The sequence below is a fragment of the Haloquadratum walsbyi J07HQW2 genome, assembly GCF_000415985.1.
Classification (GTDB): domain Archaea; phylum Halobacteriota; class Halobacteria; order Halobacteriales; family Haloferacaceae; genus Haloquadratum; species Haloquadratum walsbyi_B.
Map to the genome: position 1 here is coordinate 2,746,782 of NZ_KE356561.1, position 17,368 is coordinate 2,764,149.

The 17,368-nt window shown below is 47.0% G+C and carries 17 protein-coding genes; 11 read left to right on the forward strand and 6 right to left on the reverse strand.

Features of this window, described 5'->3' with window-relative positions:
- Positions 1 to 36 precede the first annotated feature (36 nt).
- A complete protein-coding gene (locus tag J07HQW2_RS12940) occupies positions 37 to 900 on the reverse strand; it encodes a 2-oxoacid:ferredoxin oxidoreductase subunit beta (protein ID WP_021056001.1) in 864 nt (287 codons plus the stop codon).
- Positions 897 to 2,693, reverse strand: a complete 1,797-nt coding sequence (locus J07HQW2_RS12945; protein ID WP_021056002.1) for a 2-oxoacid:acceptor oxidoreductase subunit alpha — start codon at positions 2,691 to 2,693, stop codon at positions 897 to 899. The genes J07HQW2_RS12940 and J07HQW2_RS12945 overlap by 4 nt, the downstream gene beginning before the upstream one ends.
- Positions 2,694 to 2,950: 257 nt before the next feature.
- On the opposite strand from J07HQW2_RS12945, the gene J07HQW2_RS12950 reads away from it, so the two are divergent.
- Positions 2,951 to 3,628 carry an FAD-dependent oxidoreductase gene (locus J07HQW2_RS12950; protein ID WP_021056003.1) on the forward strand — a complete coding sequence of 226 codons (678 nt, stop codon included), beginning with the start codon at positions 2,951 to 2,953 and terminating at the stop codon, positions 3,626 to 3,628.
- 219 nt (positions 3,629 to 3,847) lie between these two features.
- The gene (gene acs, locus J07HQW2_RS12955) at positions 3,848 to 5,827 is read left to right on the forward strand and encodes an acetate--CoA ligase (RefSeq protein ID WP_021056004.1); all 1,980 of its coding nucleotides are present in this window, start codon (positions 3,848 to 3,850) and stop codon (positions 5,825 to 5,827) included.
- Positions 5,828 to 5,985: 158 nt separating this feature from the next.
- On the opposite strand, the gene J07HQW2_RS12960 is transcribed toward acs, so the two are convergent.
- The 3 genes from J07HQW2_RS12960 to J07HQW2_RS12970 form a co-directional block, all read right to left on the reverse strand.
- Complete coding sequence (locus J07HQW2_RS12960; protein ID WP_021056005.1) at positions 5,986 to 8,394, reverse strand: efflux RND transporter permease subunit; 2,409 nt, start codon at positions 8,392 to 8,394, stop codon at positions 5,986 to 5,988.
- A gap of 5 nt (positions 8,395 to 8,399) precedes the next feature.
- Positions 8,400 to 10,055, reverse strand: a complete 1,656-nt coding sequence (locus J07HQW2_RS12965; RefSeq protein WP_021056006.1) for a COG1361 S-layer family protein — start codon at positions 10,053 to 10,055, stop codon at positions 8,400 to 8,402.
- Positions 10,056 to 10,173: 118 nt separating this feature from the next.
- Positions 10,174 to 10,437 (reverse strand): winged helix-turn-helix domain-containing protein, encoded by a 264-nt coding sequence (locus J07HQW2_RS12970; protein ID WP_021050342.1) that lies wholly within the window; start codon positions 10,435 to 10,437, stop codon positions 10,174 to 10,176.
- A 360-nt stretch (positions 10,438 to 10,797) separates the two neighbouring features.
- Between J07HQW2_RS12970 and J07HQW2_RS18805 the strand changes: the two genes are divergently transcribed.
- The 5 genes from J07HQW2_RS18805 (at position 10,798) to nth (ending at position 14,379) form a co-directional block, all read left to right on the forward strand.
- On the forward strand, positions 10,798 to 10,992 hold the full coding sequence (locus J07HQW2_RS18805) for a hypothetical protein (protein WP_021056007.1): 195 nt from the start codon (positions 10,798 to 10,800) through the stop codon (positions 10,990 to 10,992).
- A 14-nt stretch (positions 10,993 to 11,006) separates the two neighbouring features.
- Positions 11,007 to 11,579, forward strand: coding sequence for a hypothetical protein (locus tag J07HQW2_RS18810; protein WP_303704135.1), 573 nt, complete (start codon positions 11,007 to 11,009; stop codon positions 11,577 to 11,579).
- A complete protein-coding gene (locus tag J07HQW2_RS18815; protein ID WP_303704136.1) occupies positions 11,576 to 12,010 on the forward strand; it encodes a transposase in 435 nt (144 codons plus the stop codon). Before J07HQW2_RS18810 ends, J07HQW2_RS18815 begins: the two co-directional genes overlap by 4 nt.
- A gap of 450 nt (positions 12,011 to 12,460) precedes the next feature.
- Positions 12,461 to 13,678 (forward strand): proteasome-activating nucleotidase Pan1, encoded by a 1,218-nt coding sequence (locus J07HQW2_RS12980; protein WP_021056010.1) that lies wholly within the window; start codon positions 12,461 to 12,463, stop codon positions 13,676 to 13,678.
- Between the two features lie 14 nt (positions 13,679 to 13,692).
- Complete coding sequence (gene nth, locus J07HQW2_RS12985) at positions 13,693 to 14,379, forward strand: endonuclease III (RefSeq protein ID WP_021056011.1); 687 nt, start codon at positions 13,693 to 13,695, stop codon at positions 14,377 to 14,379.
- A gap of 120 nt (positions 14,380 to 14,499) precedes the next feature.
- Here the strand turns inward: nth and J07HQW2_RS12990 are convergent, their stop codons facing one another.
- Positions 14,500 to 14,979 (reverse strand): DUF7321 family protein, encoded by a 480-nt coding sequence (locus tag J07HQW2_RS12990; protein ID WP_021056012.1) that lies wholly within the window; start codon positions 14,977 to 14,979, stop codon positions 14,500 to 14,502.
- A gap of 170 nt (positions 14,980 to 15,149) precedes the next feature.
- On the opposite strand from J07HQW2_RS12990, the gene J07HQW2_RS12995 reads away from it, so the two are divergent.
- The 4 genes from J07HQW2_RS12995 to J07HQW2_RS13010 all read left to right on the forward strand — a co-directional run bounded on the left by J07HQW2_RS12995 (position 15,150) and on the right by J07HQW2_RS13010 (position 17,367).
- On the forward strand, positions 15,150 to 16,187 hold the full coding sequence (locus tag J07HQW2_RS12995) for a DUF7319 domain-containing protein (RefSeq protein WP_021056013.1): 1,038 nt from the start codon (positions 15,150 to 15,152) through the stop codon (positions 16,185 to 16,187).
- An 81-nt stretch (positions 16,188 to 16,268) separates the two neighbouring features.
- Positions 16,269 to 16,517 (forward strand): hypothetical protein, encoded by a 249-nt coding sequence (locus tag J07HQW2_RS13000; RefSeq protein ID WP_021056014.1) that lies wholly within the window; start codon positions 16,269 to 16,271, stop codon positions 16,515 to 16,517.
- A 50-nt stretch (positions 16,518 to 16,567) separates the two neighbouring features.
- Complete coding sequence (locus J07HQW2_RS13005; RefSeq protein ID WP_021056015.1) at positions 16,568 to 16,978, forward strand: plastocyanin/azurin family copper-binding protein; 411 nt, start codon at positions 16,568 to 16,570, stop codon at positions 16,976 to 16,978.
- A 2-nt stretch (positions 16,979 to 16,980) separates the two neighbouring features.
- Positions 16,981 to 17,367, forward strand: coding sequence for a DUF7318 family protein (locus J07HQW2_RS13010; protein WP_021056016.1), 387 nt, complete (start codon positions 16,981 to 16,983; stop codon positions 17,365 to 17,367).
- Position 17,368 lies beyond the last annotated feature (1 nt).

Genomic DNA, 17,368 nt, shown 5'->3' on the forward strand with positions numbered 1-17,368 from the left:
AAGCAATCGGAAACAGTAGCTGTGATTATGCGATTCTCAATAGAACTCGCGAACAAGATCCATTGCACCGTCAGGTGCACCCGAATCAACCGTTGACATATCCTGGTTTACATTATGTTTCTTATCGTATGCAACCGCTGACTCGTTCTGCCAGAGCACGCCTTGATATTCTTTTTCGGCATCCAAGATCTTGCTTTTTGCAGCATCATAATCGGTCGGGTCATGCCCTGATTCTGCAACGTCGACGAGACTGTCGCGGAAGTAATCATACGTATCAACATCATTGAACGTAACACATGGGCTAAACACATTGACAAACCCGAATCCATCATGTTCAATTGCTTTTTGAACAATTTCTGCATGCCGCTGAGCATCCGTTGAGAAGGACTGAGCGATGAATGTTCCCCCTGAGGCAAGCGCGAGAGCAAGCGGATTGACCGGCGGTTGTTGTGGACCTTCTGGTGTTGTTGATGTTTCAAAATCTTCACGTGATGTAGGCGATGCTTGACCCTTTGTCAGTCCATAGATTCGATTATCCATGACAATGTAGGACATATCGACGTTTCGTCGAACAGCATGGACAAAATGACCAGCACCAATTGAGTATCCATCACCATCACCACCGGCGACCATCACTTCTAACTCAGGGTTTGCGAGTTTGACACCTGTTCCGACAGGAAGTGCTCGACCATGAACACCATGAAGGGCGTATGAATGCATGTACGTCCCAATCTTTCCTGAACATCCAATCCCAGCCACGATAAAGGTGTTATCTGGGTTATTACCGGTGTTCGCTAATGCTTTCATCATCCCGTTCATAGTCCCAAAGTCACCGCAGCCAGGACACCATGTCGGTTGTTTATCCGATTTAAAATCAGTGAAACGAACGTCTGAGCTCATTGAGTTATCTCCGTTGTCTCTGTTTCTTCGGTTGCTTCTGCTCTGCTCGCGGTATCAATCGTCTGTTCAATCTTATTTGCAAGTTCGTCTGCCTTGAATCGCACGCCATCGTATTTATTGACACGATTGACGCGTGAGAGTGTATCGTGTTCAATCACATTAGCGAACTGTCCGGTTGCATTGCACTCTACTGCCATAACAATCTCAGCTGTCTCAATAGCTTCTGTGAGATCATACCGTGGGAACAGATATGGCACCGACAGGAAGTGAATATCAATATCCCGATCATCAAGGATATCTATTGCTTCAATCATTGCTCCCTCATTTGACCCCCATGATATCACAAGATTTGCAGCATCTTCATCACCGAACGATCGAGGTGCCAGATCCTCTTCGCGACGTGCTGTTTGAACTTTCCGCGTCCGTTTGTCCACCTGCTCAACCCGCATATTTGTGTCCTCAGTTCGACGACCGAGTTCATCATGTTCAAGCCCTGTTGACATGTGCGCGCCGCCGGTTGTTCCAGGGAACGCTCGTGGTGAAATTCCATCATCGGTGAGTGCATGTGGTTGGAACTGTGATTTTTCATTCTGCCACTGGTCAACTGTAGATTCATCAACGACTTTCCCACGTTCGATCTCAACAGCATCCATATCGAAGGCTTCTGGTGGGAATGTCCGCTCTGTCACTGCCATTGCGAGGTCAGCCGCGAGATATACTGGCGTTTGATACTTTTCAGCAAGATTGAATGCTTCAACTGTTTTCCAGAAGCATTCAGCAATTGTGGTCGGTGCAAGGACAAATCGAGGGATCTCACCATGTCCCCCATACAATAGCATGTTCAGATCGCCTTGTTCTTGCTTAGTTGGCATCCCAGTTGATGGACCTGACCGCATCACATCGGCGATGACAAGCGGGGTTTCAGAGGTTCCGATAAGTCCAAATGTTTCTGTCATCAGATCAATTCCGGGACCTGATGTGGCTGTCATTGCTCGTGCACCAGCACGTGCAGCACCTAATGCAATATTGATAGCTGAAAGTTCATCTTCTGCCTGAAGAACGTGTCCACCAAATTGTTCAATTCGACCTGTTAGATATTCCATCACATGCGTTGCCGGCGTGATTGGATATCCAGCGTAAAATTTACACCCTGCAGCGATGGCTCCCATTCCGATGGCTTCATCGCCATTTAGTAGGATATAATCGGCATCTGTTGTTTCAAGATTATAATTAAACGCTTTATTATACTCTGTGCCGACGTAGTCGCGCCCGCTTCGTGCAGCTTCTTTATTATTCTCAACGAGTGACTGCCCTTTTGATCCAAAGCGTTTCTCAAGTGCGCTATCAAGATTTTCAATCGGGAAGTCTGCAACTTCACACGCAGCACCCAACGCAACAACATTACGCATAATCGCACCGCCGGCTTCCTCAGCTAACCGTTTTAACGGGACGTCGAGACCAACCATTCCATCCGGAATCTCAACGTTTTCCATTGTTGTTCGCTCACCATCATAGATAATGACGGACCCTTCATGGAGTTCATCCTGATTTTCATCGATTGTGCGTGGCGTCAATGCAATCAATACATCAAGTCTATCTACAACACTCTGCACTGAATCGACAGCAGTCCGTACCTTGTAGGCTGTATAGCCCCCACGGATGCGGGAGGCGAAGTCCTTCGAGGTGAACACGTGTCGCCCCGCACGCGAGAGTGCCTGAGCGAAGATCTTCCCCGTCGAGTCGATGCCATCACCGGCTTCGCCGCCAATGGCCCAGTTAAAGTCCGCGGGCATATATATGTAATATAGTTTAGACCGAGAGAAAAACCTTCTGAAAAACCCATGAATAATTCAATAAACATCGGTTATCAAATCACGTATCCCTAAAATTATTTCAAACAGTAGTTCAATATTATCTTACCAAAAGAAATTATTCTTGAGAAAATATTAGGATTATTAATTAATAGTATATCTTAAACGATATCTCACTGACTAGCAATGTCGCCAATCGAGAAAGTAAGACCCTTTCTCTTAGGGACCGATAAGCTATCATGGAAGAAACAGTCATTGTTGAAGAGACTCAGTCTGTTGGTCCACAGACAGTTGCAATCACTATGCAGTCGCCATCGGCGCTCACTGCGGAACCGGGACAATTTCTTCGGGTTACAGCAACCATTGATGACGAAGAGTACTCACGATTTTACACTATCTCATCACCTGATGTTGACGATACTATCGAAATTACTGTTGGTATCGACCCATCAGATTCAGGACCATTTAGTCAGTATCTCGGTGATATTGAATCTGGGTCGGAGCTATCCATTGCTGGACCATTTGGACAGCATTATTATGAAAATTCAAATCGTGCTGTTGTGCTTGCTGGTGGACCTGGAATTGGTCCCGCGGTTGGGATTGGTGATGCAGCGGATGCAGCTGGACAGGAGGTTGCGATTATTTATGTCTCTGAGACAGCCACCCCAGCACATCGAACGCGATTAAATGCACTTGCGGATTCAGGGAATGATATCACGATCTTTACTACCGCATCTGACAGCCAATCAGGTGTTGTCCCACCTGAATTCAACGACGCGGTTGCTGATATCATCACTGGAAAACCAGCAGAACAACCGTTTGTTTATGGGTTTGAAGACTTCATCACGGCAGCAACTGATGCGCTTGAGACCGCTGATGTCAATCCTGACGAAGCAAAAATTGAAAACTTCGGATGATATAACGTCTGCAGGTGAAGCTCGCGTTGGTTACACGATCAAATAACCATTAGTTATACAATATAATAATAGACAGTTTTGTAGTATTATCTATACTTTGACGAGCATGATTACTAGATGAAGCATTGATCTACATATTGTAATGTATTAATACAGATTAAATAATCAGAATAATTCCTTCAGATTTATACCTGATGGATAAAATTGTTAGAATAGATTATGACAGACGATGAAATTGAACTCGAGGCACGCCTTGCTGAACAAGAAAGTTTTGAGCCGCCGGCGTCGTTTGTCGAGCAGGCAAACATCACAGATGAGGCTATCTATGATGAATTCGCTGAGAACTGGCCTGACTGTTGGACCCGTGCAGCTGATCTTCTGTCATGGGATACAGAATATTCAACCGTTCTTGATGACTCAAATGAGCCCTTCTACGAGTGGTTTGCTGATGGTGAATTAAACGCTGCGTACAATTGTGTGGACCGTCACGTCGAAGACGGAAATAAAAATACAGTTGCTATCAAGTGGGAAGGTGAAAAAGGCAATACTCGCACATACACCTATCAAGATCTGTATCGTGAGGTGAATGAATTCGCCGCTACATTGCAGGAACTTGGAGTGAAAGAAGACGATGTCGTCACGATGTATATGCCCATGATTCCTGAACTTCCTATTGCCATGCTTGCGTGTGCACGTATCGGTGCTCCGCACTCAGTTGTGTTTGCAGGATTTTCTGCAGATGCCCTCGCAACACGTATGAATTCTGCTGACTCTGAATATCTTATTACTGCTGATGGGTATTATCGACGCGGTGATGCGCTGGATCATTTCCAGAAAGCGCAAGAAGGACTTCAGGGTGTGGAACACGATGTCGCTGCAAGCGTCGTTGTCGATCGGCTTGGCAATGATGGATTTGGTCATGAACTGAGTGAAACACAGCACGACTGGGACTCACTCATGGATGCACATCGTGGCGACCGGGTCGCACCTGTCGAGCGTAGCGCTGAAGATATGCTGTTTTTGATGTACACTTCTGGCACGACTGGCGAGCCAAAAGGTGTCAAACACACAACCGGCGGTTATCTTGCGTATACGGCTTGGACATCGAAATCGGTGCTAGATATTGAACCCGGTGACACCTACTGGTGTTCGGCTGACCTTGGTTGGATTACTGGTCACTCATATATTGTCTATGGTCCACTTGCATTAGGTACAACAACGGTCATGTATGAGGGAACCCCGGATTACCCCGAGCGAGACCGATTCTGGGACCTTATCGAAAAATATGCTGTTGATGTATTTTATACAGCCCCAACGGCAATTCGGGCATTCATGAAGTGGGGTACAGAGTATCCAGACTCACATGATCTATCGAGTCTTCGGTTGCTTGCAACTGTTGGTGAACCAATTAATCCACGTGCATGGAAGTGGTATTACACTCATATCGGCGATGAATCCTGCCCGATTGTCGATACGTGGTGGCAGACAGAAACAGGCGGTATGATGGTTACGACTTTACCAGGTATCGGGGAGATGAAACCAGGATCTGCCGGTCCGCCCTTCCCAGGAATTGATGCAACAATCGTTGATACCGCTGGCGAGGATGTTAGTGCAGGTCGTGCAGGATATCTGACAATAAATAAACCGTGGCCAGGTATGCTCCGAACACTGTATCAGAACGATGAACGATTCATTGATGAGTACTGGGCGGAATACTCTGACCCAGACACAGATGAATGGGTATACTTCCCGGAAGATGGTGCAAAAATCGATGATGACGGCTATATAACGGTACTGGGACGAGTTGATGACGTACTCAATGTATCAGGACATCGACTTGGGACGATGGAGATTGAATCATCAATCGTAGGTGTCAATGGCGTTGCAGAAGCAGCAGTCGTTGGCGGGAATCATGAAATAAAAGGCGAAGCTGTCTATGCATACGTTATCACCGAAGATGGATATGCCGAGGATGAGGCACTGAAAGATTCAATTGTTGAGGGTGTTGAAGATGGAATCGGTCCGATTGCCCGACCAGAACAGGTTATATTCACCGAAGAATTACCGAAGACACGATCAGGCAAAATTATGCGACGCCTACTTGAAGAGATTGCAAACGGTGAGGAGTTAGGCGACACAACAACGCTTCGTAATCCAGAAATTGTCGACGAAATTGAGGCAAAAGTCAGCGGCGATTAAGCACTACGTTACTCATCTAACACAACATTAGCTGGTTTTATTAATAATACATCCGCTCGCGAATGGATACCATTTACCTGTTTTCTCCTGACACGCACTAATACAACGCAGAGCCCTTATTCACTGTCGTCACTGTATTATTTCCCAATCATTGATAATTAATCGCTGATACTTGGTTCATCTGTTGACGATGTGTCAGTATCTGTATGCTGCCCCATATTTGTATCAATTTGATGAGTTGAGCTTGGCGGCGATCCAAGGATTGGTGCCACGGTCAACACCGCAGGAAGGATTGTAAACGCTGTCAGAAGGGCGAATGAAATCGCAAGGACTGTTGTTCGTCCAAAGTTTGCAAGGACCGGAAACCGTGAAAGCATCAACACACCGAATCCAAATATCGTTGTAAAGCTCGACCCAATAATTGGACGTGATAACTTTGCAACAGCAGTTGCGGCGGCGCCACGTTGGGTTTGACCCTGCGTTTCAACTTCATACTCAAACCGCTCGAAGAGATGAATTCCATAATCAACACCGATACCCAGTGTTAACGATGACATTGTTATTGTTAATGGATTCCACGGAATCCCGAAAACGTACATTGCACCGGTGACGAGCACAGCAGCGCTTGCAGCAACGCTCAACACAAGCACAAGAGCGATTCGAATTGAAAGAAATGCAAGTGTCAAGAATGATAGTCCAAGTCCAAATGAGAGGAGCGTCATCGGTGTTAATCCAGCGGTTACATTTTCGATGACGTTTCGGTTTAATACCGGTTTGCCTGTAATCCTAACATCTTCAGCGGTTGTTAATGATAATGCTGCATTACTCTCAAAAGTACTGATAAGTGATCGGACAGTTTCACCCTCAATATCATCAATATAAAATGAGAGTACAATTGTTGACGGCGTTTCATCTGGATCCCGAACGGTGGCTATCCCATCAGTAGTATGCAAATCTTCAATTGTTTGTGTTAATTTTGCTTGTGTCGACGGGATCGTTCCGTCTGTTGCCATTTGCACGCTTGTCACAGGCGATTGGACCGAATTTACCTGATCATCCGCAATCATCAGTCGTTGATACGTGGCAACATCACGGAACGTTTCTGGGGTGTATGCTCGGTCTGTCTCTATCATGACATACACCACCTTTGGACTTTCAACGGTATCGGAGAGTTCTTCCATATCATTTTTTTCAGCAAGGTCTTGCGGCCAGAAGTCCATCATCTCCTGTTTTGGTTCGACTTGTGGATATGCGTAAACACCACCAGAGACGAGTAATACCGCAATTCCAAGCGTAATGAGTGGATGCCCACCGGTAATGGTTGATGTAAATTGATGCAGGGCTGTTTGAAGCCAGTCATTATTTGAGTTACTGGTCGTGGATGTCTCGGTCAGTTCATGTTCATTACGATCAAATCGGACAAGTAATGCTGGAAGCATTGTAACCGCGAGAATCATTGCTGCAAATACAGCCACAGCACTTGTTACACCAAATTGCCGAACTGGTGGGACTGCTGAGACGAGAAGCGACCCCAGCCCAACTACGGTTGTCCCCATTGCAATCAGTAATGCTCGACCAGTCGTCCGTGTCGCAGTCCCAACCGCGTCAAGTGGGCTATTATTTGCTCGTCGTTCCTCAACATATCGCGAATGAATCTGGAGACTGTAATCAATCCCCAATCCAAGTGCAATCGGCATCACACCGAGCATGATCGCGTTAAACTGATATCCTAATATGCCCATTGCCCCCATCATATACAGTAGCGCAGTCACCGCCGTCCCAAGCGGAAGAATGACATGCCATCCTTTTTCAATTGTCTCACGCATCACGAGATATACAACAATGAATATAAGCGTGAATGCACCTGCAAAGAGCGCAATCATCTCTGGGAGCATCAATCCAAACGCAGCATTCTCAAAGACAGGTTGCCCTGTAATCGTTGTTGACATACCTGGTGGGGTCGCTGCAAATGTTGTCTCCGATTTGACTGATGAGTATACGACGTCAGCACCACGTTCCGGTAAAAACGCTCCACGGTCGTATCGGTCGACGTCACCGTAACTCGCAAGAATAACTGTTGTTCCTGACTCCGGGATAACTCGACTGACTACGTCATCGGCTGTTGGTCCGCGCTGTTCAACTCGCTCAATAGCAGCACGAACACCCGCTTCTGTTTCAGGTATTTCACCCTCAGCGCCTTGTTTGACAATATCTGCGAGCGAAGTAACGCTCTGAATCGAGTCTACATTTGATTCATATCGCCGATCAAGTCTATCGATTGCCCTGATTGTCTCAGGATCATATAGCTGATCTGAGTTGACAATCACGAAGATATTGTTTCCTGTATTGTACCTATCTTTCAGTGACTCCCAGTTATCTGCCGTCTGAGAGTCATCATTAATATACAGGGTCATCCCCATGCTCATCTGCACGGCACTGAGTCCAACGCCAAGTGATAGTATTGCAGTAACAGCAACAATAGCAAACACTTGTCGCTGATTTCTGGCGGCATACCGTCCTGTCGTTTCGAGTCCATCGCGGACCCGTTCACCAAAGCCTATTTTCATCGGGATTATCGGAACCGTGATAATGGTTTAGTTTGGTACACTATGCCAGCAACAAGCGCAATCGGGATAACGACGCCTGCAATGATTGCGCCCGGAACTGGAAGCCCTCCATCACCCGCAGCAATCGTGATTGGTGCAGACTGGATATCACTTACAACCGTATCGCCGAACGTATTATCATATTTAATACTAGCATCAAGCGAGTACGTCTTGACTGCGGCAGACCCATCAGCACTGATCGTGTACATGACGGTTGTTGTTTCACCAGATTCGAGTGTTCCGACATATGCCGTGTCATCATCGGTCTCAAATGGTGAATTAGCATTAAGACGAATAACAGCATCCTGGAACTGTCCGTCACCAGTATTTTTAATTGTGAATTGTACCGTTTCTGTTTGTCCTGCTGTCACTGCTGCGGTGTTCATGACTGTGAAAGATTTCTCGGGACTAACAGGCACATCAACTGAAAGTGGATCACTCCGCACATCGTTTCCATACGAGTCATCATGGACGACCGTAAGCGTCAATGGATAGTCCTGTGGAATCGCACGATCTGAGACCTCAAGTTTGAATTCTGCAGTTGCTGACTCACCGGGGGCAAGTGTCCCAAGACTCGCACTGGTCGACACAAGAGTGAACGGTTCGATTGGACTTAACTCGGCTCGTGCGTTTGGCGCTGTTCGTTCACCGGTATTTGTTACTGTCACAGCTACAGAGCCGATTGAATCGACATACATCGCCGTTGCCTCAGTTGAAAGTTCATATTGTGGTCCATTTGAGATCGCCACACTGCCGGTTCGGATAAGCGACTGTTCGGGATTCCCATTTTCATTCTCGTATGCTAACTGGAATCCTACGCTGTATGTCCCAGCAGCATCAATATTTTCTACACCAATTTGGAATTCTGCTGTCGTGGTTTCATCGGGCTCCAATTGACCAACAGATATGGCGTTACTTTTTGCACTAAAATACTCTGATTGCACAATGGAGAGTTTAGCATTTTGAGCCACCTCACTCCCTGTGTTCTGTACGCTGACGGTCATTGTCCCATCAGCATCTTTGTATAAATCTGCCCCAGTTACATCACGCACATCAAGACGAACGGACTTCTCAATACGGACAGTGATGTGTTTTCTAACTGTCTGTGTATTCCGATTGATAAAATAATCATTTTTATCAACATTAATACTATTTATATAACCATAACTGATATCGACTGGTATTTGATACACCCCAGGTTGTGCATCCTGATCTACTTCAACTGTTAACCCCATTTCTCGAGTGTCACCGGCAGCAATCGTTCCGAGACTTTGCTGTGCTGTTCGAATGTCAAGCGGTGCATCACCGGCATCAACACTTGCTGTGATCGCTGTTGCAGACCCGACTTGAATCCGGTGTGTTTGAACAACCTGTGCAATATCGCCAATCTGGCGGTCCATGCTAGTGATGCCAGTATGTCGGTTTTGTATCGTTAAATCGAAGGTCTTCATTTCACCTGCAGCAACGACATTCTGCTGCTGAATTGTTGGTGTGAGCTCTGGTTCGGAGAAATCATTGTACTGCTCGGCGGCGACACCGCCTGAACCAGCAACAAATGCTGACACAATAATAACCAGCATGAGAAAACCCGTCCGCCATATATTCGATGATGAATCTTGCATAATATACACATTATTATCGACTTTACAATTAATAGCTATCGCTGTTGTTCACAGTTGATGCACAAACATAAAAGAAGGATCGACGTGGTTGTTCTGCCGTCTTATATGGCGTTACTCTTTAGATTGCGAGTGTGTACAATCGCTTTCGGGCGTCGGTGAATGAGATCCGTGCTTCAACGACATCTGCATCCTCAAGCCGCGATAATGCATAGCGAACCGTCCGCGGTGGCAGTAGTGTCTCTTCGGCTAGCTGACTTTGTGTCAGCCGCTCGTTATAATCAAGCACCTTTGCAACCAACTTTGCACTCGGGGGCATCTCACGAACGGGATCCCAGCGATCACCTGATGTCTCCTCACCCGCGAGCGCCTCTGTTGTACTCATCGTATATTCGATTAAAGATGTAGCGTAATAATATTTACTGTATCAATATATTACTAGCAAAAATTATTTCAGAGACAATATTATTCGTCAATCCTAGTCGAGCGACGCATATCACGCCATTCAACGAGTGAGTCATCGACTCCCTAATTGTCCACGCTCAATATGTCAAACTAATCGATCTCACCATGGCATTTCTTTAATAATGCAACGACAAGCTGAGTCAAATATCAGCTTCAACATATTTGAGGTGGAGTCCCCTTCCCCAAGGAACGAGCGAAGCGAGTGAGTAGGGAGGGGAGGAAACCGACAACTCAATAAAAACCACAATTTAACGAGCAACAATAGTATTATGAAATTACGATGGCACCAGGTGACGAGTACTACCGTCGGACTGTTATCACACGGCTCGACGGGCTTTCCACGCAAGATCATGAGCTACTCCAAGCGACTGTCGAAGAGTGGCTCGACGGGTGCAACATTGCATCCAACCTTGCGTGGGAGAATGAGCATACTCAGTCTGGTGTCAGAAACATAGCCAAAGACGGGACGGGGTAGAAGCAGGAACAAAATTGGGGAGTCAGCACTCGATTCTCGCTTGCCACGAAGTTGCAGGCAGCATCCAATCCTGTATCAAGAAGCGACAGAAGGGCAAGAAAGCAACACAACCAAACTTCACCTCGAAGTCCATCACATACGACAGGCGCACACTGAGCGTGTTCCCAAACAAAGAGCAGGTGTCGCTCACCGTGCTTGGCGACCACTCAAGGGTGCGAGCAGACCTCGCACTGCCAAGTGATGAAGACGGATACCAATACCAGTACTTGAACGACAAAGAGTGGGAATACACGGAAAGCACACTGCACTACCGAGACGGCGAGTGGTACTTGCATCTTGGGTATCGCAAGGAGAAGTCCGACGAAGAGGCAACGACGCAGAACGGAACGGTTCTGTGTGTTGACCTCGGCGTCAACCAGATTGCTGTCACCAGCACGGCACGCTTTGTCAGTGCAGGCAAGCTCAACTCAACCACGCTCGAAGAGAGTTTGAGAACACTCGTGGCGACCTCCAAGAACGTGGAACGCAATCAGCTCATCGAACACTCCACCAGGTACAGGTCGGTGGTCGAGAAGATGAGTACGTGAAGCACGTGTTACACTCGGTGGCAAGCGGGATTGTCGAAGAAGCCGTTGCATATGAATGCGACGGCATTGTGTTCGAAGACCTCGACGGGATTCGAGACCGACTCCAGTACGCTGACTGGCACTCAAAATGGGCGTTTCGCAAACTCAAGCAGTGTGTCGAATACAAGACCGAAGAGAGAGACGTGTTCGTGAATACTGTAAACCCGAAGAATACTTCGAAGCGGTGTAACAACTGTGGAAGTGTTCGAGACGCTAATCGTCACCATGATGAGTTTGAGTGCCAACGATGCGGGAACCAGAATCATGCCGATTACAACGCAGCGAAGAATATCGCAGAAGTGTATCTCTTACGGGGCCATCAGCCGTCTCGTAGGAGGAGCATCAGTCAATATGCTCTGAAGTCAGACTCGAGGTCAAAGACACCGAGCTAGAGCATACAGCTCTCACCTGTCTCAGGTTAGAGGCAGGGGGAGAGACCACTGACAAGCCCCACCCCAGCCTCACCGAGCGAACCCGTTCACGGGTGAGCGAAGTGGGGTGGGGTAGTTGACTTTAGACTCTACCTGAGCGCATCTTCTCCAGTATGAATACTAAATGCAATATTTTGATTTCGCATCAAACTCCCACGTCCGTTCACAACGAGTGATCAGAGCCATACACCAAATTGGACCTATCCGAATCAATCACTACCCACGGATATCCCTCGTCAGTATTCATTATCGGTCAACTCAATGCACGTGCTCTGCAACCATATGCAGGCGATGGCATATATTCATTGACCATCGGTAATAGGGTTGAGACGTCTGAAAACCGGGGTATAGATAACAGGTGCATCAGCATCGACCCGAAGCCTCTTATGAGGTCCCACCGTATATAATACAATGAGTGACACTGTGAACGACGTCGACCTCCCATATGATGAGGAGACGGCGTCGCAGCAGGAAAAGATCCAGGCGCTCCGTGAGCGCCTCGACATCCTCGAGTCGCAAAATGAGGAGATGCGGGATAAACTGCTGGACGCAAATGCAGAGAATAATAAATATCAACAGAAGCTGGAACGGTTGACCCACGAAAATAAGAAACTCAAGCAATCACCATTGTTTGTTGCAACAGTGCAAGAGATCACCAGCAATGGTGTTGTAATCAAACAACACGGCAATAATCAAGAGGCTCTTACCGAAGTTACCGATGAGATGCGAACGGAATTAGAACCGGATACCCGTGTTGCGGTGAACAACTCCCTTTCGGTTGTGAAACGGCTTGATGACGAAACCGATGTTCGTGCACGTGTAATGCAGGTTCAACATAGCCCATCTGTCAGATATGATGACATTGGTGGACTAGAAACGCAAATGCAAGAAGTTCGTGAAACTGTCGAGATGCCGCTCAAATCACCAGAAATGTTTGAGACGGTTGGCATTCAGCCACCATCCGGAGTCCTCTTGCACGGACCACCAGGAACCGGAAAGACAATGCTCGCAAAGGCTGTTGCGAACCAGACAGATGCTAGTTTCATCAAGATGGCTGGTTCGGAGTTAGTTCATAAATTCATTGGTGAAGGGGCGAAACTCGTCCGTGACCTCTTTGAAGTGGCTCGTGAAAGTGAGCCAGCAGTCATCTTTATCGATGAAATTGACGCTATTGCATCAAAGCGAACGGACTCAAAAACCTCCGGAGACGCCGAAGTTCAGCGGACAATGATGCAGTTACTCTCGGAAATGGACGGATTTGACGAACGAGGTGATGTTCGTATTATTGCGGCGACGAATCGATTTGATATGCTTGATGAGGCGATTCTCCGTCCAGGTCGATTTGATCGACTTATTGAAGTTCCAAAGCCTGGTACCGAGGGTCGGAAACTTATTTTCCAGATCCACACCCGCGATATGAGCGTTGCCGAAGATGTTGAGTTCGAACAATTAGCAGAAATGGCTGATAATGCTTCTGGAGCGGACATCAAGGCAATCTGCACGGAAGCCGGAATGTTTGCAATCCGCGAGGATCGAACAGAGATTGCAATGGGTGACTTCATTCAGGCGTGGGAGAAAATCCAGTCTGAATCAAATGCTGATGGCGACACTGCACGCGCCTTTGCATAATAACCGGATTATCAATGGGAACTCCGCGTACTGATCGCACGAAACAGACAGATATTGTCCTTCACCGACTTGAAGAGAGATATCCTGATTCAACCATCTCACTTCAGTTTTCAAATCGATTGGAACTTCTTGTTGCCGTTGTTCTTTCAGCGCAATGTACTGACGAGCGCGTTAATAGTATTACCTCTGATCTTTTTGAAAAATACGAAACAGCCGCTGACTATGCTGCTGCTGACACTGATGAGCTTGCTGAGGATATCTATGGCATTACATTTCATAATAACAAAGCAGGTTATCTCAAGTCGCTTGGTGAGACGCTTGCCGCCGAGCATGATGGTGATGTTCCTGATACCATGGACGAACTTACCGAGTTATCAGGTGTCGGACGGAAGACAGCAAATGTAGTCTTACAGCATGGGCATGATGTTGTCGAAGGGATTGTTGTTGACACACACGTCCAGCGGATCACTCGTCGACTCGGACTCACTGAGGAACAAACGCCTAAACAGATTGAAACCGACCTCATGGAATACGTTCCGGAGTCTGAATGGCAGCAATTTACACATCTATTTATTAGCCATGGACGAGAAACCTGTACAGCGCAGAACCCTACCTGTACAGATTGCACTCTTGAAGATATCTGCCCATCATCAAAACGCGATCACGATATTGATCTCGCCTCAAATACACCATGGGAGTGAGCTTAGATATCTCATTTAGAAAAAACGCAATCCAGTAGACTCACGATATCATAATTAACCACATCACTTAGGAGTAAACGACCACGGGTCGGGTGACCCGTGGAACTCTCGCTGAAATCTTCAGAGTACATATTTTGTCAAATAGAGATAAACACCAAGCGACCATGCGATAAACCATAATCCGACGTAGCCGAATACTCCAACTCGGAGGCGTCCACGCCAGGCACTCATATTTGGATGGAGTTCATTCAGCCCAACTTCTTGATCAGGGTCGTCGTAGAATCCAACCTCTCGTTTGACTTGGAGAATACGGACAATCCCGGTAAGTGCAAAGGCTAATAATGCATATGCTTGCAGTCCCAACACTGCATGAAGTGCCACAGCACCCCCGAGCTGTTGCAGCAAACGTGGAATCATCCACGTCACAACAGGGATTGTGTTGAGTGTAAGACCTGGAATAATAAATTTCAGATGATATGTGAGAACACTCCAGGTAACGGTCTCAGCATCGATCATAATCCATGCCCCATACAAATAAAAGGGAAGACTTGCAGTGACCATCGATGCAGCAATGAGTGCGATGGTCGACTCTGATAGCATTGTATGCACTATTCAATGAGCGCAGAGTGCCTAAAATAACCGACTTTGCTCGTATCCATGGTATATGCTATCGACGACTGATGATACATTGAGAATTTGTTCGTAATATCACATCGTAGATTGTATGTGAATCGTCACGCTAACCACGGGGGCTATTCTACAACGAAATAATGACGGAGTCCTCGAACGATGAAACAGTAACCGGTGATGATACCGATATATCGGCTGATTCGAGCGTTGATACGGTAACTACAGGGGACGAGGACACTGGTGCTGATGCTGATAATAGCCATCCTGATCGGACAGACGTTGCTAATCAAAAAACGACTAAAAACAATAGCGATAGCGACGATGGTGACGGTGATGACGATGACGAAGCGCTTGCAGAACTCCGTGCACAGGTTGAGGAGACATATGATTTTGAGAATTTTGGTCCGGAAGATATGGCTGAAATGTCACTTGACGAATGGGAAGCAGCATTTGACCCAGGCACATGGATTGTTGGTGAGGAACTACTAGATAGGGTTGAGACCGAACTTAAAGCTCGTGTTGCGATCCGAGAAATATTTGGAATCATTGAGCGGACTGACGAGGGTGGACAAGATCGTGTTGTTGCATATTCTGATCAGGGATACGCAACGGTGTACGCTGATGGGTCTGTCGAGGGAGACGGAACAATTCGTCGTGACGTTGAACCGACAGTCGCCCTCTGTTCAATGGATAGTTATGAAACAATGAATCCACCAGCAGATGCATCATTACCGGAACCTCGAGAGGTAGTCAAGGGAAGCGGTGAGTTCGGTAATTTAATGTTACAGATTGTTGCAGCTGCACAGATGCTTGTTGGCATCGGGTTGCTTGGCGCGTGGATTTTTGTTTCGACATTAGAAACAATTGCAGCACCAGTCACAGCGGTTATCTTTGTGCTGATTGGCTTTTTTTTGTTTATCGTTGTCGCGAATGCCCGACTTTCGGATCGATTCCGCGTGGAGGAATATCGCAATCGGCTGCAAGCACTTGAGACAACACCTGAGCCTGAAATGCCATCAGATGAGACTACAGCAGTAGATGCGAATTATGCTGAATCTAATATGGAGATGGGTAATGAGGATACAGATGCATCAACGAGTTCCGATACGACCGACGCTACTGACGCCACTATTGGGATAAACTCAAGTAATGGCGATGAACGCACGGACTCAACATGAGTGCGTGAACTATAATGAATAACCGCTGGAAACCGTCGATTCGGTGGTTTTAAGCGGACCCCTCCCCGACCCCCGGAATGTATGAAGAGGCGGGATTTTATGCGAGCAGCGAGTGTCCCTGCTGCTGCGACAGCCTCCGCAACTGCTGGAGTTGGGTCAGCCCAAGAAACGGGCACAACGACCGAGACACCGAGCGGCACAGGCACAGGCACAGGCACTGCTAGTACGTCAGGGACTGGAACAGATATGGGAACGGGAACGGGAACGGGAACTGAGGAACTGAGAATACAGATGAAAGCGCCGCAGAAGGTGGTCCAACAAAGACAGTAACCGTTGGTCCAGGCGGTTCATTCGTCTATGAACCGGGGACGAATAGTGCATTGAAGATTGCACCCGGTACGACTGTTGAGTTTGTCTGGGACTCTAATAATCATAATATTATCCCTGAGAGCCAACCTGACGGTGCAAACTGGGAAGGGCATGAGACTCTCGAAAATGCCGGATTTACCTACAGCCATACATTCGAGACTCTTGGCGAATATGAGTACTTTTGTCAACCTCACCAGACGACGGGAATGGTTGCCAGTATCGAAGTCGTCGAAAATCCAAATGCTGGCGGTGGTGGCGGTGGCGGTGGCGGTGGCGAAAAAGAGCTTCACTCACTTGGTGTTCCAATCCAAGCACACTGGGTCGGTGCAGCAACGATCTTAGGAATTGTCGTAACAGTCATCTTTACATTCTATGTATTGAAGTATGGTGAGTCCGCACATACGGGCACTGGGAGGAATTAACAATGTCATCAAGTGGGAGTACATACGGTGATATCCACCGATATGAGCCAGCGCGTGAGAGTACCGCATCAGCAATCGCAATTGTTCTGTTAACTGTTGTTGAAGTTATTTTCGTATTCTTATTTACATATGGTCTCGTCTCTGGATGGGGATTAACAGATACCGGAAATATGTTCCTTGGTACGGTTCTTGCTGTCATATTTATTGATCTTGCATTCATCCTTGCATTATATCGAAAAGAATTCCTTCCGGACGTTGTCATTGTAAAAAAGCGACGTCGAAAATGGGAAGACCTCTATATTCGTGAAGACGATGTCGATGGAACAGCCTTCGCCGACGGTGCGTGGGACCAAGTCAAACGCGCTATTTACCCATATTATAAGCGATAAC